Source organism: Algoriphagus sp. NBT04N3 (genome assembly GCF_019443765.1).
GTDB classification, from domain to species: domain Bacteria; phylum Bacteroidota; class Bacteroidia; order Cytophagales; family Cyclobacteriaceae; genus Algoriphagus; species Algoriphagus ornithinivorans.
The window spans coordinates 2,494,702-2,516,969 of sequence record NZ_CP048415.1; the positions used below are offsets into that span (position 1 = coordinate 2,494,702).

The 22,268-nt window shown below is 41.5% G+C and carries 23 protein-coding genes and 1 pseudogene; 18 read left to right on the top strand and 6 right to left on the bottom strand.

All coding sequences use genetic code 11. The features are described 5' to 3' along the window. Window position 1: 1 nt before the first annotated feature. The gene (locus GYM62_RS21160; protein ID WP_370627623.1) at window positions 2–379 is read right to left on the bottom strand and encodes a hypothetical protein; all 378 of its coding nucleotides are present in this window, start codon (window positions 377–379) and stop codon (window positions 2–4) included. Here GYM62_RS21160 and GYM62_RS10805 point away from each other — a divergent pair. The 12 genes and pseudogenes from GYM62_RS10805 to GYM62_RS10860 form a co-directional block, all read left to right on the top strand. Then, window positions 312–1,436: pseudogene (locus tag GYM62_RS10805) on the top strand (IS1182 family transposase); the annotation flags it as partial. The gene GYM62_RS21160 and the pseudogene GYM62_RS10805 sit on opposite strands and share 68 nt — an antisense overlap. Before the next feature lie 316 nt (window positions 1,437–1,752). Then, a complete protein-coding gene (gene hypB, locus GYM62_RS10810; protein ID WP_144606344.1) occupies window positions 1,753–2,478 on the top strand; it encodes a hydrogenase nickel incorporation protein HypB in 726 nt (241 codons plus the stop codon). Then, complete coding sequence (gene hypF / locus GYM62_RS10815; RefSeq protein ID WP_186300123.1) at window positions 2,478–4,808, top strand: carbamoyltransferase HypF; 2,331 nt, start codon at window positions 2,478–2,480, stop codon at window positions 4,806–4,808. The genes hypB and hypF overlap by 1 nt, the downstream gene beginning before the upstream one ends. Further along, on the top strand, window positions 4,786–5,103 hold the full coding sequence (locus GYM62_RS10820; RefSeq protein WP_144606340.1) for a HypC/HybG/HupF family hydrogenase formation chaperone: 318 nt from the start codon (window positions 4,786–4,788) through the stop codon (window positions 5,101–5,103). Before hypF ends, GYM62_RS10820 begins: the two co-directional genes overlap by 23 nt. A gap of 82 nt (window positions 5,104–5,185) precedes the next feature. After that, window positions 5,186–6,292 (top strand): hydrogenase formation protein HypD, encoded by a 1,107-nt coding sequence (gene hypD / locus GYM62_RS10825; RefSeq protein WP_144606338.1) that lies wholly within the window; start codon window positions 5,186–5,188, stop codon window positions 6,290–6,292. A 27-nt stretch (window positions 6,293–6,319) separates the two neighbouring features. Next, entirely contained in the window at window positions 6,320–7,381 is a 1,062-nt protein-coding gene (gene hypE / locus GYM62_RS10830) for a hydrogenase expression/formation protein HypE (RefSeq protein ID WP_144606336.1), read from the top strand. Window position 7,382: 1 nt separating this feature from the next. Beyond that, a complete protein-coding gene (locus tag GYM62_RS10835; RefSeq protein WP_144606334.1) occupies window positions 7,383–8,552 on the top strand; it encodes an NHL repeat-containing protein in 1,170 nt (389 codons plus the stop codon). 12 nt (window positions 8,553–8,564) lie between these two features. Further along, complete coding sequence (locus tag GYM62_RS10840; protein WP_130277242.1) at window positions 8,565–8,771, top strand: hypothetical protein; 207 nt, start codon at window positions 8,565–8,567, stop codon at window positions 8,769–8,771. Then, window positions 8,772–9,347 carry a bifunctional nuclease family protein gene (locus tag GYM62_RS10845; protein WP_130277241.1) on the top strand — a complete coding sequence of 192 codons (576 nt, stop codon included), beginning with the start codon at window positions 8,772–8,774 and terminating at the stop codon, window positions 9,345–9,347. 2 nt (window positions 9,348–9,349) lie between these two features. After that, entirely contained in the window at window positions 9,350–9,697 is a 348-nt protein-coding gene (locus tag GYM62_RS10850; protein WP_130277240.1) for a hydrogenase maturation nickel metallochaperone HypA, read from the top strand. A 76-nt stretch (window positions 9,698–9,773) separates the two neighbouring features. After that, window positions 9,774–10,400: a TetR/AcrR family transcriptional regulator gene (locus GYM62_RS10855; RefSeq protein WP_130277239.1), complete on the top strand. Its 627-nt coding sequence runs from the start codon at window positions 9,774–9,776 to the stop codon at window positions 10,398–10,400. Further along, on the top strand, window positions 10,397–10,759 hold the full coding sequence (locus GYM62_RS10860; protein ID WP_130277238.1) for a hypothetical protein: 363 nt from the start codon (window positions 10,397–10,399) through the stop codon (window positions 10,757–10,759). Before GYM62_RS10855 ends, GYM62_RS10860 begins: the two co-directional genes overlap by 4 nt. Before the next feature lie 171 nt (window positions 10,760–10,930). On the opposite strand, the gene GYM62_RS21030 is transcribed toward GYM62_RS10860, so the two are convergent. The 3 genes from GYM62_RS21030 to ltrA (GYM62_RS10870) all read right to left on the bottom strand — a co-directional run bounded on the left by GYM62_RS21030 (window position 10,931) and on the right by ltrA (GYM62_RS10870) (window position 14,049). After that, window positions 10,931–11,251: a group II intron maturase-specific domain-containing protein gene (locus tag GYM62_RS21030; protein WP_255590341.1), complete on the bottom strand. Its 321-nt coding sequence runs from the start codon at window positions 11,249–11,251 to the stop codon at window positions 10,931–10,933. Continuing rightward, entirely contained in the window at window positions 11,248–12,183 is a 936-nt protein-coding gene (gene ltrA / locus GYM62_RS10865) for a group II intron reverse transcriptase/maturase (protein ID WP_255590342.1), read from the bottom strand. The genes GYM62_RS21030 and ltrA (GYM62_RS10865) overlap by 4 nt, the downstream gene beginning before the upstream one ends. A gap of 585 nt (window positions 12,184–12,768) precedes the next feature. Then, window positions 12,769–14,049 (bottom strand): group II intron reverse transcriptase/maturase, encoded by a 1,281-nt coding sequence (ltrA, locus tag GYM62_RS10870; protein ID WP_219956413.1) that lies wholly within the window; start codon window positions 14,047–14,049, stop codon window positions 12,769–12,771. A gap of 385 nt (window positions 14,050–14,434) precedes the next feature. Between ltrA (GYM62_RS10870) and GYM62_RS10875 the strand changes: the two genes are divergently transcribed. From GYM62_RS10875 to GYM62_RS10900, 6 genes are all read left to right on the top strand, one after another. Continuing rightward, a complete protein-coding gene (locus GYM62_RS10875; protein ID WP_255590343.1) occupies window positions 14,435–15,097 on the top strand; it encodes a TetR/AcrR family transcriptional regulator in 663 nt (220 codons plus the stop codon). Window positions 15,098–15,351: 254 nt separating this feature from the next. Then, a complete protein-coding gene (locus tag GYM62_RS10880) occupies window positions 15,352–16,332 on the top strand; it encodes a hydrogenase (RefSeq protein ID WP_130277236.1) in 981 nt (326 codons plus the stop codon). A gap of 8 nt (window positions 16,333–16,340) precedes the next feature. Continuing rightward, window positions 16,341–17,933 (top strand): nickel-dependent hydrogenase large subunit, encoded by a 1,593-nt coding sequence (locus tag GYM62_RS10885; protein ID WP_130277235.1) that lies wholly within the window; start codon window positions 16,341–16,343, stop codon window positions 17,931–17,933. 114 nt (window positions 17,934–18,047) lie between these two features. After that, window positions 18,048–18,548: a hydrogenase maturation protease gene (locus tag GYM62_RS10890; RefSeq protein WP_130277234.1), complete on the top strand. Its 501-nt coding sequence runs from the start codon at window positions 18,048–18,050 to the stop codon at window positions 18,546–18,548. Next, complete coding sequence (locus tag GYM62_RS10895; protein ID WP_130277233.1) at window positions 18,532–18,906, top strand: hypothetical protein; 375 nt, start codon at window positions 18,532–18,534, stop codon at window positions 18,904–18,906. Before GYM62_RS10890 ends, GYM62_RS10895 begins: the two co-directional genes overlap by 17 nt. Then, window positions 18,903–20,420 carry a hypothetical protein gene (locus tag GYM62_RS10900; RefSeq protein WP_219956414.1) on the top strand — a complete coding sequence of 506 codons (1,518 nt, stop codon included), beginning with the start codon at window positions 18,903–18,905 and terminating at the stop codon, window positions 20,418–20,420. Before GYM62_RS10895 ends, GYM62_RS10900 begins: the two co-directional genes overlap by 4 nt. Window positions 20,421–20,464: 44 nt before the next feature. On the opposite strand, the gene GYM62_RS10905 is transcribed toward GYM62_RS10900, so the two are convergent. Both GYM62_RS10905 and GYM62_RS10910 read right to left on the bottom strand, forming a co-directional pair. After that, on the bottom strand, window positions 20,465–21,232 hold the full coding sequence (locus tag GYM62_RS10905; protein ID WP_144606328.1) for an ABC transporter ATP-binding protein: 768 nt from the start codon (window positions 21,230–21,232) through the stop codon (window positions 20,465–20,467). A 1-nt stretch (window position 21,233) separates the two neighbouring features. Next, window positions 21,234–22,265 (bottom strand): iron ABC transporter permease, encoded by a 1,032-nt coding sequence (locus tag GYM62_RS10910; protein WP_144606326.1) that lies wholly within the window; start codon window positions 22,263–22,265, stop codon window positions 21,234–21,236. Between the last annotated feature and the right edge of the window lie 3 nt (window positions 22,266–22,268).

Consider the following 22,268-nt stretch of genomic DNA (forward strand, 5'->3'; position numbering starts at 1 on the left):
CCTAGACGTCCAGGTTGAGGTTGGCAGACGGCAAATTGAAGTCTGATCCCAGTTTGGTCAGGTTACCTGCCGTATTGCTTTGCCTAATACCTTGAAATTGCATGGCGAAATCACCGCCTACTCTTACTTTGAGGCCATCAAAGATAACTGTATCCTCTTTTGAGGGCTCGAATACATTCAGGCCGTTTTTATCGTTTGGCCTGAAATACTGCAAGGCCGGTTGCTGGGCATACACTACGCCAGATGCCAATATTAGAATGGCAACAAGCAAGGATTGAATTATTTCCTTAAATCCGCAGTGCGGATTTAAGGTATATACTGACGGTACCAAAATAGAGGCCAATGCAAACAGGTACAGCTTTGTATGGGGGAAAACCATAAAGAAAAGCAGGGAACGGATAAGCAGACAGCTTGAGGAACTCTGGGATTATGCTTCCAAAGTGGCCAAAGATGAGCTCGGACAGCCTGAAGAGAAGTTTGAAAATCCAAGTCCGGAGAAAGTACGGGAGACAGTTGAAAAGATCAACGCAGCGCTTGAGGGCAAGGAAGTTGATCCTAAAGTAAAGCAGAAACTCAGGTATGCAGGAAAGAACTGGCCGGAAAAGCTTGCCGAATACGAACAGAAAGAAGAGGTTTTACAGGGCCGTAACAGTTATTCGAAGACCGATCAGGATGCTACTTTCATGAGGATGAAGGAAGACCATATGAAAAATGGCCAGCTCAAACCGGGCTACAACCTGCAGCTCAGCACACACGGACACTTTGTGGTAAACTACAGCATACACCAGAACGCCAACGACATCAATACACTCATTCCCCACCTGGAATCGTACTATAATCTTTACGGTACATATCCGGAGACACTTACCGCAGATGCGGGATACGGAAGTGAAGAAAATTACTCAGCACTTGAAAAAAACGGCACCAAAGCATACGTGAAGTACAACTACTTCCATAAAGAACTCAGAGAAGAGGGAAGAAAAAACAGGGAACGTGGACTGCTTGACAATCTTCACTATGACAATATCAGGGATATTTACATATGCCCAATCGGACAGCCAATGGAAAGAAGCGGGACCAGAATAAGAACCACTTCATCAGGATATAGACAGGAGTATGCAAAATATACAGCAACAAAGTGCGCCGGATGCCCACTGGCAGCTTCATGCAAACCCATGAAGGATGAAAAGACTATTGAGGTAAACAGAAAACTTGAAAGATATAAATCCGAAGCAAAGAAAAGGCTGACCTCACCTCAGGGACTGGAAAAAAGAAAACGCAGGGCCACAGACGTTGAACCTGTTTTCGGACACCTTAAGCAGAACAAAGGAATGAAGCGCTACATGCTCAGAGGACTGGACAAGGTAGATATTGAAACAGGACTCCATTTAATAGCCCATAACATCGCCAAAATGACCGCATTAAAGGCAGGTTAGCTTTAAAGAAGCCTTCTGGTCACTCAAACAGGCAGGGATTTTCCATTACCGAAATAGAAAATGAAAAAGTTAAAGAAATGGCACAAAACAAGAATTTTTGAACAGCATTCAAAAAAACAGAGGCCGATTTAATGAAAATCGGCCTCTATCGCTCATTTGGGGCTATTCTGTGAATTTAAATTTATTCTGAGACAGCCTCTTCATTTTTTTAAGTTAAGGCATCTGTTGGTAGGCCTAAATGATTTTTAGAAAAAAATTACTAAATCACTGCTTAAGGTTTTTTTAATGGTATATTGGAAAAAAACACGATTACATTATGTCCAATACCAAAGTACCTAAGTCCAGTAAAAATGTCAGGGGTACCATTACCTGTGACAATACCACCATCCATTTGCTTCAGGCCAATGATTTTGTGGCAGAGAGTATCCGCAATCAGATGGCGGAAAAAAAAGTGCTGATGATCAACATCACCTCATCTGCTGGAAGCGGTAAAACCACACTTATGCAAGAAACAGTCAAACGATTAAAGGATGAGATAAGCATGGGTATTCTTGTTGGTGACCTTGAAACGGAAAGAGATGCAGACCGCATCAAGGAAGTAGGAGGGAGAGCTTTACAGATTGTGACGGGAGGTATTTGCCATTTGGAGGCCCAGATGGTGTGGCAGGCTCTAAAGAGTTTTGATATTTCCGGTTTGGATGTGCTCTTCGTTGAAAATGTAGGCAATTTAGTTTGTCCAGCCTCTTTTGATCTTGGGGAAGATTATAGGGTTACACTTATTGCCACCACAGAAGGTGATGATAAGCCTCAAAAGTATCCTAAAATGTTTTTGACCAGCGAAATGATGTTGGTTTCCAAGGCAGACCTTCTGCCTTATCTCCCATTTAGCGTCGAGGCGGTCACCAATGATGCCAGGGCCATTAATCCCAGTATCGAGGTAATTGAAGTTTCTTCTTTGGACGGAACGGGCATTGAGGCTTGGTGTAATTGGCTAAAAGCTAAAATCAAAGAGAAAAAATCATCAGATTCAGTTGCTGTCTAGTGCCATTTTGGAGCGTTCATATTGAAGGACAGGTGCAGGGAGTGGGGTTTAGGCCACACGTTTCGCGCATTGCTCAAGCAAAGGGCTTGGGCGGTAAGGTATTCAATACAAGCAAAGGAGTAACCGTAGAAGTCTATTGTTCAAAACTTGATCTCGATGAGTTTTTGGAAGAATTACAATCCAAGCTTTCGCCACTGGCAGTAATTTCCAATTTACAGATTGAGCAAATTTCCAACATAGGAGACATTACCAAGGATTTTCAGATTCTACCCTCTCAAGAAGGTGAGAGTAAGAGTGCCAACGTCAGTCCAGATTTTGGAGTTTGTATGTCCTGTCAATCGGAGTTGTTAAATCCAAATAGCAGGCGCTATCAATATCCTTTTATTTCCTGTACACAATGCGGTCCCAGGTATTCTATCCTAAGAGGCATTCCTTATGATAGGCATCGCTCATCCATGGGGAATTTTGAGATGTGTTCTTCTTGTATGGATGAATATCACGACGAACATGACAGGCGCTTTCACTCCCAAACCAATTCATGTCCTGATTGTCCAATAGATTTGAGGATTTTTCCCGAAACGGGTCCTACTATTTCTAAGCCCATTGATTTTGTAGATCATGCCGTAACTATTATCCAATCAGGTGGAATTCTTGCAGTAAAGGGAACAGGAGGCTTTTTATTGCTAACAGATGCTACCAATTCGGATGCTGTAAAATTACTCAGAAAAAGAAAGCAGAGGCCCAGAAAACCCTTAGCCTTGATGGTTCATGATGAAAATATGCTTTCAGATTTTTTCACAGTTTCACATGAAGAAATAGAGTTGTTAAGGTCAGCTGCCCGGCCCATTGTGCTTTGCAAACCGAAGGAATATACTGCTCTTCATGGCACTCAAGCTTGGGTTGCTCCAGGTCTTTCTCTTTTAGGTGTTTACTTGCCTGCAGACCCATTGATGTTCCTTATTTCCAGAAAAGTTGGCAAACCGATTATTGCCACTAGCGGTAACCTTCACCTAAGCCCCTTGCAATTTAAAGATCAAGAAGCCATACAAAATCTTCTCGGAATTGCCGATGCCGTCATTTATCACAATAGGGAAATCCATTTCCCTCAAGATGATAGCGTTTTGCGCATTGCTGAAAATTCCCAACAAAAAATAATTCTGAGAAGGAGCAGGGGCTTGGCCCCGTCTTTTTGGAATAAGGTCAGGATAAAAACTGAGCTTCCGATTTTAGCATTAGGGGCTGATTTAAAAGCTACTTTTGCACTTTGGGATGTGTATAATGTTTATGTGAGTCAGTACTTAGGAAACCTGGACAGTTTTGATACACAGGAGAGATACCTGGACACTTTGACCAAGTTTTTAGACCTTACTGGTATCCAACCTCAGCAAATATTGATGGATAAGCATCCTTTGTACCATAGCAGAAGGTTTTCAGGCAATTTCCCTCATGTGAATGTTACAGAAGTTCCCCATCATGAAGCACACTTTGCCGCCTTGCTTTGGGAACATGCTGCTCTTGATGCTGATGAACCCATCTTGGGAGTGATTTGGGATGGGCTGGGATTTGGAAATGATGAAGCTTTATGGGGCTCAGAATTTTTTGTTTTCAATTCAGGAGAATTTGAGCGGGTTTGTTCTTTTGACTATTTTGATTATATCCTGGGGGACAAAATGTCCATTGAACCACGACTTTCGGCTTTGGTGCTTTATTATCATACAGGAGAACCGCTTGACTTCCTCAAAGAAAAGTATTCTACTACCGAATGGGTACTTTATACCAAAATGCTTGATAAAGGTGGCCATGCCCAAACCAACAGCATGGGGAGGATTTTTGATGCGGTCTCTTCCATCTTAGGGCTTTGTGATTTCAACACCTATGAAGGGGAGGCCGCCATGCTATTGGAACAATTGGCCAGGAACTACTTTGACGCAAATGGTCATGCTGCTACCCAATCTTATTTTATGGATTCCATTGTAAAAGATAAGATTTCGGGTGCTGATTTAATTTCTCAAATAATAAAGGATAAGTCAAACGGCTTGGATTCAGGCCTTATTGCTGCCAAATTTCATCTGACCTTGGTTCACATCATTTCTCAAGTCATCCAAAATACATCTTGTAGGAAAATTGGATTTTCAGGAGGAGTTTTCCAAAATGCCCTTTTGGTTGATTTGCTTCAGCAATACTTGGGGGATGAATATCAACTTTTATTCCATGAACAGTTGTCACCCAATGACGAGAATATATCCCTTGGCCAAATGGCCTGGTATCATATAAAAAATAGATCACAAAACCTTAAAATAAAATCTTATGTGCTTGGCGATTCCCGGTAAAATAAAAAGTATAGAGACCATGTATGATGGTCTGGTCAGAATGGCTAAAATCCAATTTGGAGGCATTATAAAGCAGGCCAGCCTTGAAATGGTTCCCCAAGCAAAAGTTGGGGATTATGTGCTTGTCCATGTTGGCGTTGCCATCAGTATTGTGGACGAGGAGGAGGCAATGAAATCATTCGAATACCTAGAGCAGATTGGTGAAATTGATGAATTGATCGAACATACCCAAACCGACAGGAACGACCTGCCTTCCATCAATTCAAGTAAAAGCCAATCGGCGGATGGTGCTTAAGGTTATATTATAAGCAAGGCTTGATTTTTAAATTTCTTGCTCTAAAAACAATAAACTCACTTAACCACAAAATCTGATCGAAATGAAATACCTATCGGAATACAGAAATCCTGAATTGGTAAAGAAATATTTAGATGAAATACGCCAATCCTGTACAAAACCTTGGATGATCATGGAAGTGTGTGGAGGACAGACCCACAGTATTGTGAAAAATGGATTGCTCCAATTGCTTCCCAAAGAAATTACCATGGTTCATGGACCAGGTTGTCCGGTTTGTGTGACGCCCATGCACCTGATAGATAAAGCAGTTTATCTGGCGCTTAAAGAAAAGGTGATTTTATGTTCCTTTGGAGATATGTTAAGGGTGCCGGGGTCTACAGATAGTTTATTGGAAGCCAAGTCCAAGGGAGCGGATGTAAGGATATTGTATTCTCCTTTGGAAGCTGTGAAATTGGCCAAGGATAATCCTAATAAACAGGTGGTTTTCTTTGCGGTGGGCTTTGAGACCACTGCGCCTGCCAATGCCCTTTCTGTGCTTCATGCCCACAGGGAGGGATTGGAAAATTACTCCATTCTGGCTTCTCATGTCCTTGTGCCTCCAGCTATAGATGCTGTGATGAATGATGATTTGGTAAATATACAGGGTTTTCTTGCAGCAGGACACGTATGTACAATTATGGGAATTGGGGAATATGGCCCTCTGGTAGAGAAATACCAAGTACCTATTGTCGTTACAGGGTTTGAGCCTGTAGATATTTTGCATGGGATATTAATGGTAGTCAAGCAATTAGAAAAAAGTGAGCATAAACTTGAAAACCAGTATGCCAGAGTAGTCAGGCCGGAGGGCAATCCGGAGGCAAGAAAAGTGATTGAGGAGGTTTTTGAAATTACGGATAGGGAATGGAGAGGAGTGGGGAATATCCCCTTAAGTGGATATCAAGTAAAAGAGCAGTATGCAGCATTTGATGCCAATAAAAAATTCTCTATCAAAATACCCAAAGTGGAGGAAAACCCGGAATGTATTGCAGGTCAGGTCTTGAAAGGGATAAAGAAACCACATGAATGCCCACAGTTTGGAAAAGGTTGTACACCGGAAAGACCACTTGGTGCGCCTATGGTAAGCAGTGAAGGCGCCTGTGCTGCTTATTACCATTTTTCCAAAATCAGCGGTCAGTTAACTGAAGCCTGACACTTAAAACCAGAATAAATTTAATTTATGTCGGATTATAAAAGTATTTTATCGGCATCTTGTCCAATGCCCAAGCTAGATTTTGAGATCATCACTATGGGACATGGTAGTGGGGGCATGCTTACCCACAAACTTCTGGATGCGGGGGTTTTTGATGTCCTTTCCAATGAATACCTCGACAAGCAACATGACGGGGCTGTCTTTGACGTAACTCCTGGAAAGATGGCATTTACCACAGATAGCTATGTGGTTTCTCCCATATTTTTTCCGGGAGGAAATATTGGGGAACTGGCGATCAATGGGACGGTGAATGACCTTTGTATGTGTGGCGCCAAAGCGGCGTTTATTTCATTGTCTTTTATCATTGAGGAAGGTTTACGGGTAAGTGATTTTTGGGAAATATTATTGCATATCAAACAGGCAGCAGATCATGCCGGAGTCAAAATAGTAACAGGGGACACCAAGGTAGTAGAGCGTGGAAAAGGGGATAAGATTTTTATCAACACAAGTGGTGTTGGAAAGGTACATCCAGAAGCAGCTATATCGGTTGACCGAATCAAAACAGGGGATAAAGTGATTATATCCAATGATATTGCAAGGCACGGTATTGCCATCATGAGTGTGAGGGAGGGCTTGGAATTCGAATCCGATATAGAAAGTGATACCTGTCATTTCAATCATATAGTAGAGCAGCTTTTGGAAGATTTTGGAAATGGAATTCACTTTTTAAGGGATGCTACCAGAGGCGGATTGTCCACCATTTTGAATGAGGTCTCCCAGTCTCTATCCAAAGGAATTGCCATTCACCAAAAAGACATCACCGTAGATGAATCAGTCGCAGGAGCTTGTGAATTATTGGGTTTGGACCCACTATATGTAGCCAATGAAGGAGTTTTTGTGGCATTTGTAGAGGCTTCTATTGCGGATCAGGTGGTCCAAAAATTAAAAAGTTGGGAAAATGGGTTGCATGCAGCAGTGATTGGAGAAGTTGCCGACCAACATCCCGGTCAGGTGGTATTCCATAGTCAAATTGGAGGGAGAAGGGTTGTCAATATGTTGGTTGGGGAGCAGTTGCCGAGAATTTGTTGATATGGATAAAAAAGAACCAAATATAGTGCTGAATATTACCTTGAAAAGAGCTCCTGCTCCTTCCGTAAGCCCTGCTAAGGAAATTCCAATAATTGAGGGTAAAAGTAAGTTTTTTTTAGGGGATACGGAGAGTCCATTTCTTGCCCCAAGAGGAGTATATGTTCATGGCAATAAACTATTGGTGTCTGATACAGGGCAAAACAGGGTTTTCATTTGGCATCAGATTCCCAAGAGTGAAAAGCAAAAACCAGATTTGATTATCGGTCAATCTGATTTAAAGAATACCGGTAGAAATGAAGGTGGAGAAGCTTCTGCCCAATCCCTTCAATATCCTTCGGCAGTATGGACTGATGGGAAAAAGTTAATTGTAGCAGATGCATGGAACCATAGGGTTTTGATATGGAAGGAATTTCCTCAGCAAAATCATCAACCTGCGGATGTTGTGTTGGGTCAGGAGGATTTTCAAGGTAACCTACCCAATAGAAAAGGAGTTAACTCAGACCCTTCCGCTGAATCTCTTTATTGGCCATACGGGATAGCTGTGCATGATGAAAGATTATTTGTGGCTGATACCGGTAATAGAAGGGTACTGGTTTTTAATCAAATCCCTGAATGTTCAGGGCAAGCGGCAGATGCGGTTATTGGCCAAAAAAATTTGGAAAGTAGAAGCTATGATCCAGAGAATGCCATTTGGCCTTATGGAGTTGCCCTTGGGCCAAAAGGAGAGTTGGCCATTACAGATACACAGTACTATAGGGTCCTCCTTTGGAATCATTGGAAAGATTCGTTAAATCAGCAAGCGACATGTCTTGTTGGCCAACCCAATTTTGAGTCCAATGGGCAAAACCAATTTGGCTTATCACCAGGTCCAAATACATTGAATTGGTGTTATTTTGCAGGATTTTACAAAGAGGGGGTTTTTGTAAATGATACAGGGAATTCGAGAATTCTCTGGTTTGAAAAAATTCCTAAAGAGCATGGTGTATCTGCGGACGCTTTGATTGGTAAGCCGGATTTTTATACGGGCAGTGAATTTGGGGAGACAGTATTTGGCACTGAAAAGTCTCTGTACTGGCCTTTCAGTTTTAGTATGTTTCCTGCGAAAAATCAAATAGTAATTGCTGATACAGGTAATCATCGGATCGTATTGTGTGATTTACAAATGTCTTAAAAAGGTTAACATATGAATGGGACAGAGAGCTTGTTAGAAATGATGAAGCAATTTAACCTGCCGGTTTTGACTCAGCATGGGAAGCATATCGAGACACAGAATGGCTATGTAATTGAGGTAGAAGGCCCTGCTCTTTATAAGCTCATCCATTTGGGTGATGTCATCGCTCCGTTTGATGACCTTGAGGAACTATGTGGATTTATTAAAACTTACAGCTAAATGAAGGATACTTTAGAATTGGTGGAAGTTTTTATCGTTGCCATGTCACCAAGTACGAATTTCCCTGGTAAATTCGCTTTGATTTTGGAGGACTTGGATAAAAAAAACAGGTTTCCTTTGCTTATTGGCGAGGCTGAAGCTTTATCCATTGGGGTTGCTTTGGAGCAGATTAAAACCCAGCGGCCACTTACCCATGACCTTTTTTTCGATGTGGTGAGTTTGTTTCACGCCAAAGTGGAATATGTTTGGATTAAAGAGATCAAGGATAATATTTTTAAGAGCGAAATTGTTTTCAAAACGGCTGAGCGTAAGGAGCTGTGCGTGGACAGCAGGACATCTGATGCTATTGCCTTAGCCTTAAGGTTTGATAGCCCGATCTTAATTCCTAAGCAACTTTTGGAGGAACAACGCATAGATATGGACATTTATGTAGGGGAAAGCAAGCGAACTGCCTTTTCTTCGTATACCATGGAAGAATTGGAGAACCTCTTACAAAAGGTACTGGAAAAGGAAGATTATCAAAGCGCTGTCAGGATAAGAGAGGTAATTGCAAAGAGAAAAAATATTAATAACTAATCATGCACGAAATATCATTGGTCAAAAATATTTTCGGATCCCTTGACTCAGTCTATCCGGAAAAGGAAAGAAAAAGAATTAAAAAGATCCATATGAAAGTTGGGCTACTTTCCAATGTTGAGCCCATTTTGATGCAAAATGCATTTGAAGCGGTAGTGGCTACAGAAAGAAAAGAGTATAGGGATTGCGAGCTTTGTATTGAAGTATTGCCTATTTTAGTACATTGCGATGAATGTAATAAAGAATCGGAAGTGGTTAATTATAAGTTTGTTTGTTCTTGTAATAAACCTACCAATAAGGTAACCCAGGGAAATGAGTTGTTGATTTCAGGGGTTGAACTTATTGATTGACTTCCTTCGAGCCAAAGCCGTTTGATTGTCAAACCTAGTGTGAAGCATATGCCTGAAGACTAAATTCCCGATTACAATGCCTAGGAAAGATACCAAAACAAGAATTAAGGAGGTAGCCCTGAAACTTTTTAACAGGGATGGTTTCGTCAATGTTAGATTACAGCACATTTCAGATGTCTGTGGGCTTAGTTTGGGAAATATTGGTTACCATTTCAGAACAAAAAATGATATTCTTTATGCCTTATTCAGTGACTTTGTGGAAGAACAAAAGCTTTTACTGTCTGAATTTCGTGTTTTGCCACTTTTTGAAGATTTTAACCGTTTTCTCAATTCTAATTTTGACTTACAAAAACGGTATGTGTTCTTTTACAAAGATGCTCTGGACTTGACCAGGTTGTATGAAAACATTTCGAAGCAATACAGGGAACATTTGACCTGGCAAGAGCTACAATTGCAAGGAATGTTGGTTTTCAATGAAGCAAGGGGGGCTTTGGACTCAAAAGGGAATCAGGATTTCGTACAAAAAATGTCCTCGCTTTTGGTTTGGGCCAGTGAAAGTTGGATCAGTAGGCAGGCAGTAACAGGTGCAGAAGAATTGGATAAAAGTAGCTATCTGGAAATGGTTTGGTTTTTGTTGAGGCCTTACTTTACGGATACAGGAATAGAAGAATTTGAAAATAGGGTTATAATACATGAACTATGAAAAAAAATCCGGTTTTAGATTTTCAAACGTATAATTGGTTACTTCGCTCCATCAATCAATTATCATTGTATGAGGATAGATTGGGAAACGAGACAGAATTTAATTTCTTGCGATCCAACGAATGGCTTGTAGATACTGCTGTAATAGACAGGTTGATTTACCGAAGAGGAGCTTTTAGAATAGATCTTGTTTTTGCACATCATAAACAACCCTTAAAGTTCTTGGTCCGAAACATTACAGTCCAATCAGATAGAAAAAAGGCGGAAATTATGTCCCAGTTGTTTAGGCGACAAGCAGCAAAAGATCAACGGGGAACATTGATGATCAAAGAGGGGTTATTAAATTTGGATTATAATTAACAGCTGGGAAAATGTCTAAAACTAAAGACAGAATTTTAGAAGCAGCGATAAGCACTTTTAATGAGTCGAGTAGGTAAAGGGGAATTCCACCCCTAAACCTCTCACAGAACCGTACGTGAACCTCTCGATTCATACGGCTCTTATTATGCAGTCGGTTTATAGTCTATCAAGTTAGACTAACTTGTATCCCAGTTCCCAATGGTAGAACAGGTTTGGATAAGAGACCGTAACTTGTCTAAGCCATTTCACTGCTTTGACCTTGCTTCCTTTAAAGCTCTTGTACTTGTTCAGAATCCACCTGATCAATCGATGGTGCAGATAATAGAACACCGGTTTTAGACTTCTTCGGCTTATCTTCCCATAGTATTGAACCCACCCTCGTATCTTTGGATTTAGCAATATGGCCAGATCCTGAATACCCCTTTGGGTTTTGTTATGGAAATTGAGCTTTCGGAGTTCTCCGTTGATGCGCACTTTGGACTTTCGGCTCATCTTACAATCAAATTGCAGAAAGCTTCCCCATTTCTTAATCTGTTTCTCATGGGCTGAAAACTAAAGCCCAGAAAGTCAAACTGTACAGGGTAATCATTCAGATTTCTGCCTTCCTTCTTACAGTAAACAATTTTCGTCTTTTCGGGATGGGCTCTCAAGCCGCATTTTTCTAAACGATCCTTCAAATCTGTAAGTGTTCTGACAGCTTCCTGATAGCTACTGCAATGGATAATAAGGTCATCAGCATACCGAACCATGATTACGGATGGATGGAATTTCTCCAGCCATTTATCAACACAATAATGCATGTAAAGATTGGCAAGAAGCGGGCTGATTACCCCTCCCTGAGGAGTACCTTTTCCCGTGGATACTTTGACCGCACCATCCTCAAGTATGACTGGTGCTTCCAGCCACCTTTTGATGTACAGCAATACCCATTTCTCTGAAACGTGTCTTTCCAAAGCTTTCAACAAAAGCTCATGGTTCACATTTTCGAAGAACTCCTGTATATCCAAATCTATAACCCAGCTGTATCGACGTACATTCTGTTGTACGCTTTGGATTGCTGTGTGCGCATTTTTGTTCGGGCGGTATCCGTAGGAATTGTCCACAAATACTGATTCCAGCCTTGGTTCTAGGTACGTCTTTACTACCTGTTGGGCAATCCTGTCGCTTACAGTGGGAATTCCCAAAGGACGGGTCTTACCCCCTGCCTTGGGTATTGTTACCCGCTTTATCGCTGGTGCAAAGTAACTTCCAGAAGCCAGTCTGTTCCAGAGTTTGTACAGTTCTTTGGAACGTACCCTGTCAAATTCCGACAGGCTCTGCTGGTCAATCCCTGCACTACCTCCATTACTTTTTACCTTCTTGTAGGATTCCCAAACCATCTCTTTGGTAATTGGTACCGACTTTGTCTGTTCTTTAAAAATCATCCTTAACTAGTTAAGTTGTTCTTAAATTAAAACTGCATAATTGAAGCCCTTCGCTCCGCTCCCATTACAGGAGTTTCATCACTACTACGACTTCATCCGTCACCTATATACTCATCAGTAATCAACTCACAGGTATTGCCTGCTTGTGTTTTCCTTTTGGCATAGCATATAGGCTTCCTGCGATTCCACAATAAAGCCTGAATAGAAGTCATGCCCCCTTTATGACGGTTGCCGTATAGACAGTAAATTAGGCACCTTCTATACTTATCTCCGGCCTCTCGATATAAACCGGATTTTGACAACGACTGGTCTTTTCGTCACTTCATCGGAAGGTTCGCTTTCGCTCATCTCTTCTATCCTTACCTGACCATTTAAACAGCCTTTTCTTCTATCGCTTCACACATCATTGTTACCGCAGATGCATCATAGAAGTGGTTTGGTGAGTGTTCCTAAACAACCCTCACCTAGGGCCTGCCCTCATCTTTATCATAGCTTACACAGCACACATCGAGTAGACGGCCGTGAGCCATAGGCCCACGGTGCGCCTCTCACACCACCGTACGTACGGGTCTCGTATACGGCGGTTCATTGAATCTCAGGCTTTGATTTAGAGTAATAGTCCAGCATACCTAGATAACCTTTTCTTCTCAGTCTAGAGAGCGTAATTGTTGTTCCGAGTATGGGACTTTGGGCCACAGCCCATCCTCCTTTTCTGGTCCTGCTCCATGCGTAAGCATGGTCATGATCCACTCCAAGTCTGATTAGGTTTTTACGTTTTCGCTCGGGTTTCTTCCAGTCGTGCCAAATACAATATCTGAGTCGGTTCCTCAGCCACTCGTCGAGTTGTTTGAGCTTGGCCTGAATACTGGCCAGTCGGTAATTGTTTACCCATCCCATCCATACCTCAGTGAGATTTTGAAGCCTTTCCTCAAAACTGTATGGCAGGGTTTTCTTGGTGATCCATTTGAGCTTACGTTTCAGGTTTACCCAGCTTTGCTTCTTCACTATCAGTTGGTATTTGCCCTTTTCCCCTTTTTTGTAGGTTGGCACGAAGCCATGACCTAGCAGCTCAAAGTCAGAGGGTCTTCGGATTCCGCTTTTCTCCTTGTTGATAGGCAAATCCAGTTTGTTCTTCAGAAACAGATAGACTTCATTGCCTACTTTTTGGGCGGATGCTTTGGACTTAGTATAGATACTGAAGTCATCGGCATAGCGCACGAATTTCAACCCTTTACTTTTGAGGTACTTGTCCAGTTCGTCCAATAATATATTGGACAGCAATGGACTCAGGGGACTTCCCTGTGGCATACCCTTTCGGCGTTTGTGCAGTTTTCCATTGATCTGGATTGGTGCTCTCAGCCATTTTCGGATCAGCCACAAAGTTGTGGGACATTTTACCCTATTGTAGATTAACTGAAGCAGTTTGTAGTGTTGTACCTCATCAAAGAAACCTTTCAGGTCAATGTCCACAATGTCCTGATAGCCATCATTGATGTTTTTCAGGGCTTGTGTTACTGCTCCGTGAAGGTTCTTTCCGGGTCGAAAACCGTGGCTCTCCTCTTCGAAAGTTAATTCGAATCGGGTGGCTAATTGCTGGCTAACTGCCTGTTGAAGCCATCTATCCACTACGCATGGGACTCCGAGTAATCTGGTTTTTCCGTTACTCTTTGGGATTTCAACCCCTCTGATAGCTTTAGGTACGTACCTCCTTTTCAGGATGTCGGTTAATACAGCTGTCCTGCCTTGGTCGATAAACGACTTCAATTCGGTCACCTGCATACCGTCCACTCCCGATGAGCCTTTATTACCCACTACTTGACGGTAGGCTTTATAAAGGTTTTTGGATTGAAGTACTCTTTCTATCATTACTTTGTTCTCCTTGTCCGCTTAAGAATAGGCTATCTCGCATGTGCGGGATTCCTATCCGAATTAGGACGCGATTCAATGTTCAGTCCTTCGTTATTCAGTGAGACCTCTGCAGTATTTACAGCTCGTTTCCGATAACTACTATGACCTCGGCTGACTTCTCTTGGACATTCCAGACGTCCAGAGACCTCCCTCGGTAAGATGAATATCCTTGTGTCTATCGCTGCTCTATCTACTATTTTGGCTTATCTCTGTTTCCAGAGCTTAGGACTTCGGCATGATGTGCTACCTCATCCAGCCTCATAGCCTCAGTATAGAGTTCCTTTTCGTCAGTACAGACACCGCAGTCTGGCTTACTTCAGTGCATACCTCACGGTAAACCACCTTGCCACTTGCTTGGCTTCGGGTAACGACTCCCGCGCTTAAGGGACTTTCACCCGTTGGAACGACCATCTTTTTGGTCTATATTCACCATTCAAGGCACACACATGGGGTAGCCAATGTAAGGTTGCAACAGATAGCGGATGCTGCGGATATAAGCGTAGGAAACTTAGCTTATCACTTTAAAAACAAAGAGGCAATAGTTTCTCATGTCTATGACTTCATTTTTAGTGAGTTCTCTGAAATATTGTCTGATTATCTTTTTATAGAGAACTTTCAAGGACTGGACAGAAATCTCGAGCAATACTATGCTTTTTTCATGAAGTACCGCTTTTTCTTTACGGACATGTTTGAGATAGAGCGAAATTATCCAGATATCCTGGAGAAATGGCACAAGTATTCCAACCGGATGTTATTACAGGTCAAATCCAGGATTGAATTTGATGTTCAGCGGGGTGTCCTTGTTCCTCAATCTGATGAAATGAATGAGTTACTTTCCAGTAATATCTGGATGTCTATAATTTTTTGGTTACCGCAGAGAATATTAAGAGGGCTTCCAGCTGAGGAGAAACTTTTCAAAGAGGCCGTTTGGAGTCAAATGACACCCTACCTGACAGACAGGGGAGAAGAAGAGTTTGTGGCTTATATATATCCCATTCTTATCTAAGCTCTTTTTTATTACATAAACTGATAAAATCCAAGGATTTAAGATTAGTATGCTTTCAAAACCCTCTCAGTTATCATTTTTCTAATTTTTAGAAAAATTTTTCTAAAAATTAGAAAAAAATATTCAAAAAAAATTAGGAAACGCTTTCTAATTTGATTGAGAATTTTTAAATTGATATCATTGCTTGATTTCAATATTTTGTTTTGTGATCAAGTGAATTTCATTTAACAATTTAACCTAAAACAACAACTTAAATGGCAAATGTTCTTTGGTTGCAAGGAGGGGCATGTAGTGGTAACACCATGTCTTTTTTAAATGCAGAGGAGCCAACTGTAGTGGAATTGGTAACCGATTTTGGTGTCAATATTCTCTGGCATCCATCTATAGGTCTTGAAATAGGCCATCAGGTCTCTGACCTTTTGGAAAGCATCGTTGCTGGTAAAACCCAACTGGATATTCTGGTTTATGAAGGTTCCATCGTACAAGGGCCAAACGGAACCGGTACGATGAATTATTTTGCTGAAAGGCCTATGATGGATTGGATCAAAGACTTGTCCAAAGTTTCAGGCTATGTGGTCGCGATAGGTGACTGCGCAACTTGGGGAGGTATTCCAGCGGTGCCGCCAAATCCTTCTGAAAGTACCGGAATGCAATTTCTCAAAAAAGAGAAAGGAGGTTTTTTGGGTGCTGATTATGTTTCCAAAGGAGGATTACCGGTAATCAATATCCCAGGATGCCCCGCGCACCCTGATTGGATTACCCAAATTTTAGTAGCCATTTCTACAGGAAGAATAGGGGACGTTTTATTGGATGAGTTTCATCGACCTAAAACCTTCTTCACCGATTTTGTTCAGACAGGTTGTCCAAATGCCATTTCATTTGCCCAAAAAGTGGATGGTCAGTTCGGTAAACGGGGCGGATGCTTATTTTACGAAGTAGGCTGTAGAGGTCCCATGACCCGTGCTAGTTGTAACCGTATATTATGGAACCGCCAATCCAGTAAGACCAGGGCAAACCATCCTTGCTTAGGCTGTACAGAGCCTGGCTTCCCTCACAATGATCTTGTAAAAGGCTCTGTTTTCAAAACCATGAAATACTTGGGTTTTTTACCAAAGTCAGTCCCGGCCGGTAATACCAAAGCAGGGTACTATGCGAGAGCCGGATTTGAAAAAGCGATGGGTACCCTGGATAAGGTGATTGTAGGAACAAGACCTCAATTTGAAAGCTCAAAATAACCAAAACAATGTCAACATATAAAGAATTAAATATATCTCCGGTCGGACGTGTAGAAGGAGACTTGGACGTAAAAGTGTATATGGAAAACGGGGTAGTGACAAGAGCACATACCCAGGCTGCCATGTTCCGTGGTTTTGAACAAATCATGGCCGGAAAAGACCCTCAGTCTGGGCTAATAGTCACCCCAAGAATTTGTGGGATATGTGGTGGGTCACACCTGTATTGTGCCTCCTCTGCCTTAGATACCATATGGAAGACACAGCTCACTCCAAATGCCCTTTTGTTAAGGGCTATAGGACAGGCTACTGAGACGCTACAGAGTATACCAAGGTGGTTTTATGCCATTTTTGCCACCGATATGGCCAATAAAAAGTTTGCGAATAAGCCGCTATATGAAGAAGTGACCAAAAGATTTGCAGCATATGTGGGTACTTCCTTTCAAACTGGCTTAACTGCCTCTGCTTTGCCGGTGGAGGTCTATGCTATTTTTGGAGGACAATGGCCACATTCCTCTTATATGGTTCCAGGAGGTGTAATGTGCGCCCCCACCTTGAAAGATATCACAAGAGCACATGCAATCCTGAATCATTTCAGAAACAGATGGTTGGAGACAAACTTCCTAGGCGGCTCTATAGAAAGGTATTTACAAATAAAATCATGGGATGATATGTTGGCCTGGGTAGAGGAAAATGAAAGTCAGAGAAATAGTGATTTGGGACTGTTTATCAGAGCCGGTCTAGAATTTGGAATAGATAAGTTTGGACAGGGAGTAGGCAAATTTATCGCCTATGGTACTTATTTGCACAAGGATAGATATAATCATCCGACCATAGAGGGGAGGAATGATGCGGTTATTTCAGCTGGAGGATTTTATGATGGATCCAAATTTCACCGCTTAAACCATCTGGATATTCAGGAGCATGTGGATCACGCTTGGTACAAACAAGTTCCACCTGCCCACCCTTGGGATGAGCCTATTCCGACACCGGTACCTTCTCAGAATCTGGAAAATACTGATTTTTCAGGTAAGTATAGTTGGTCTAAAGCTCCGAGATATATGGGGTTTGCTGCTGAAGCAGGTCCATTATCCAGGGTGATTATGGCAGGAAATCCTGATAATTTGGAGCACCAAAACAGAGACCCTTTGTTTTTGGATATCATGGATAAATTAGGACCTTCTGTATTTACAAGAACTTTGGCCCGGCTTCATGAGGCCCCAAGAATCTATGAATATTTGAATGAATGGCTCAGTCAGATAGATCTGGACGGTGAATTCTACATCAAGCCAGAAGAAAGAGATGGAAAAGGATGGGGAGCAACTGAAGCGGCCCGTGGTGCTTTGGCACATTGGGTTGAGATCAAAAATGGTGTGATTGAAAATTATCAAGTGATGGCCCCAACCACATGGAATGTAGGCCCAAATGATGGTAAAGGAAACCCTGGCCCTATCGAAGCAGCGCTCGAGGGAACTGAAATCGAAGATCCGCATGATCCCGTAGAAGTGGGTATGGTGGCGAGGTCCTTTGATAGCTGCCTTGTATGTACAGTTCATGCCCATGATGGAAAGAGTGGAAAAGAATTGACCAAGTTTAAATTATAATGCCTTCCCCAGCTAAAAAGTGGAATCCTGGAAAGGCTTCCACTTTTTTATTTTCATAACTTGGCATTTGTCAAGTTTTAGGGATTTCCACTGTTATTTACTCTTTTAGAAATCATGATAAAAACTGCCATACTTGGATTTGGTAACCCTGTGAGAAGTGATGATGCTGTAGGTTGTGAGGTAATTCGCTTATTAAAAGATAAGTTGAATCCTGTTAATGAGCACTTGACCATTATTGATATGGGGACTTCAGCCTTCGAGGTCTTGTTTTCGCTTAAAAATCATGATAGGATTTTACTCATAGACGGTGTCATACATTCTGGCCACGAAGACGGAAGTCTATTTAAATTGCCTGCTGAGGAGATCCAATCAGCCATACAAGATGATCCCATGGTTTTTCTGCACAGTCTCAAGTGGGACCAAGCGCTCTCCTACGCCAAAAAAATCTTTAGGGATGAATTTCCTGAAGACAATATCACCGTTTATTTGATAGCAATCACAGATACTAAATTAAGCGTTGGTATGTCAGAAGTCATCCAACGATCTGCGCACAACTTGGCCAATAAAATTATTGAAGATTTAGAACTATTTGAGAAAAATGGAAAGGGCCTTTGATTTCAATCAAAATATTCCACAGCAAAGCAAAATACTGGATACTCCTGTTCAACTCCAAAATCAACACCTGATTATCCAAAATGATTTGGCAAACCAGGTGATTGGTGAGGAAAGACAAACCTATGCGGCGATGATGCCAGAAGAAAGGAAAATTCTTTTGACAAAGGCAAGTAATAAGGCGTTTAAGGCAAAGTTTAAACCCATTATGCTATTTGTCAAACAAAAGAATATTAAAGGGGACAAATCAATTTCCTTACAAGAGTTTTTTGCAGATCATCCTGATTTATCTCAAGAAAATCAGGTGCTGAAATATAGTTTTGACGAAAAAGAAGGTATTTTAGAAATACATATTTTATGATCAAGTTATTCTGTCACATTGGCTTATGGGAAGAAATAAAAGATGCCGTTTATTTCGATTTTAAAATTCAAGAATGGCTCACATTTGCAGATATTGAGACCATTAAGCCTTCAGCATCTGCTAACCATCTTATCGTGGATAAAGGGTATATTACCCTGCCTGTTGATTGGCAAAATGCAATGCCTCCCTATCTCCTTCCGGAAAAAATTTTATTCAGTGAAAAGGCACTTTTGGCCTTAGTCATGATAAGATTGGGAGAATTTGAGAAATCCTTGCAACTTATTTCATTTTCCCCGACACTAAAATCAGAATTTCAAATCATTATCGGTTTGATGGAAGGCGGCGAAATAGATCCTCGGCTGATTTCTGTAGAGAGTTATGAGGAGTTTGATGACTATAGGCTGATGCATAATCATGCCGTGGTAAGACATTATGGCCATGTAAAAGATGCCTCTAAAGTGGACTATTATTACCAGGAAGCTACGATGTCTGCCCCAACTGAGGAATACGCTGCATTTTCAGCCTTTCATTATTTCAATTATCTGTTTGATGAAGGGAGATTTGCTGAAGCGGAGGGACAATTGAGAAGAACTCATACAGCAGAAATTTCCCAAGAAGGAAAAATGAAAATACAGGCTACATTGGCCCATCTATCCACGCAGTTGTTAAGCCCTCCTTATGATGAGAAAGGTTTGACAGTATTAAAAGATAAGTTGTGGCAATGCGTCACCTACTATGATATTCACGGGTTTAAAGTAGAAGAAGCGCAATGTCTTTTGGACGCTGGGATGATAGCCAGCTTTTCTGAAAGCTTTTCAGAAGCATTGGGCTACTATACCAGAGCCATCAAGCTTTTTCAGGAAGAGGGAATGGAAGAATTTGCCCATCAAGCCTTATTGCAAAAGGCAAGACTGCTAACCACTTGGTCTCAAAAAGGCAATCCTCAGTTTTTTAAACCGGCTATGGAAGCCTATCAACAGGCCAGTAGGTTTTTTACGAAGGAATATTTCCCCTTGGCCTATGCAGAGATTCAAGAAAGCTTAGGGATCATTTATTCAGAAATCCCTGATGAAGCGAAAAAGAAAAGTGTTTGGGCGGCAGTTTCAGCTTCGTGCTTTGCAGAGGCCTTGACCATTTTTACCAAAGAAGAATTCCCTTACGATTATGCCAGAGTCTGTACCCATTATGGGAACGCTTTGATGAAATACCCACAAGCTGTAAGGTCAGATAACTTTGTAAAAGCACTTAGCTATTTTCAAGAGGCTTTGGCTGTCAGGGATGCGGAAAATTTTCCGATTGAAAGAAGTATTACTTTATTGAATTACTTAGAAGCTTCATGGTATGCCGATAATTCTTCTGATGAAAACAATCCCGGCAGGCTTCATGAGATGCAAATGCGGATCGATGAATTGATGGACATCCACGCAGGTGAAGAATTTATGCGTGAGGCCCAGCAACATCAAGAAAAATTGAACCAACTTAAAAATATTATTGCAGAAGAAGGGGAAAGTTAGTGGAATTCAGGCATTTAATTTATGGTGTAACAAAATCAACCCAACTAACTCATTCGAGGAAGGACCATCTTTTTGTTTGCAACAGCTTCCAAGGTACACATGGTACCATAAACCTGCTGTAGTAACTGCTCTGTCATCACTTCTTTTGGTGGACCGTCAGCAATCAACTTCTTATTGTCCAAAATGAGTACGCGGTCACAAAACCAAAGTACATGATTGGGATCATGGGTGCAGACCAGGACTGATTTTCCCTCCTTCTTCAATTGTAACAATGTACGCCAAATCAGCAATTGATTTTTAAAATCCAACGAGGAAGTGGGTTCATCCAATAACATCAATTTGGTCTCCTGGGCCAGTGCCCGTGCGATTAAAACCATTTGCCGCTGTCCACCACTTAGCTGATTAAAGGGTTTATCCGCTAAATCCACTAAAGAAAGTGCTTGTAATGCCTCTTCTACTTTGAAGTATTGCTCATCTGATATTTTAAAAAAATTAGCGATGCGTGAAGTTCTTCCCATGAGAACCATTTCTCTGACCAAGTAAGGGAAAGTAATGGGATGATCTTGAGGGACATAAGCTACTTTTTTGGCGATTTCGATGATTTTATGTCGTTTGGCATTGATTCCATCAAAAGAAATGCTCCCCCTTTTTGCATGTATAAAGCCCATAATACACTTAAAGAGTGTGGACTTTCCACTTCCATTAATACCCAAAATAGCACATAGCTCCCCGGCTTTCAAAGCAAAACTGACATCCTGAAAAACAGGTTTGGTATCATACTGAAAACTTAATTGATCTACTTGCAGCAACATGTTATACGGTTTTCGTTCTTAGTAAATAAATCAGATAAGGAGCACCTAAGATTGAAGTAAGAATACCAATCGGGATTTCTCCAGTGGCCATATTTCTGGCAAGGGTATCACAAAAAAGTAAGAATAAGGTTCCAATTAAAGCGGATAATGGAATTACATAACGGTTATCAGGCCCAATGATCATTCTTGCTGCATGGGGAACCATCAATCCTACCCAGGCTATAATGCCTACGTAGGCCACCGAAAGGGATGTTAAAACTGTAGCACACAGGATCAGGATAATCTTATTTTTTTTCGGGTCCACACCTAAGCTCTTGGCTTCTTCATCTCCAATCGAAATCACATTCAACTTCCATCCTAACAACCAAACGAGTCCGGATACAGGAATGATTATTGGAGCTAAAAGATAGATTTCATTCCAACCGCTGTGGTAGAATCCTCCTAAAAGCCAAAATACTATTTCTCTTAGAGCGGCATCGTTGGATAAATATTTTAAAATAGAAACTAGGGATGAAAAGAAAGAACCTATGACCACCCCTGCTAAGATTAAGGATAATGTTTGAATCTGTCCCCTGACAACTCCCAGGGACAAGGTCAGTAAGACTGTCAATCCGGCAAAAAGAAAGGCGGATAATGGAATAGAAAAAAACATGGCAGGAAAAACGATGGCCATCGAAGCCCCGAAAGCCGCACCACTGGACACTCCAAGGATATAAGGCTCCACCAAAGGATTCCTAAAACAAGATTGGAAGATGTTTCCGGAAATGGATAAGGCACTGCCAACCAAAACTGCCAATATGATTCTTGGCATTCGAATTTCCCAGATGATTAACCTTGCCAAAACCCCTCTTTCCGTGGCAGGAAGCGGAAGACTTTTGGTCTGAAAGATCCCATTTAATACCTCCTTTATTGATAAGTCATATGGGCCAATACTCAGAGAAATCAAGGCTGTCAAGATCACGAAAATCCCCAGAATTAGAAGAAGTGGCTTCTTTCTAGTGTAATGTTTTTTGGAAACAAATACCTTATGCATGGT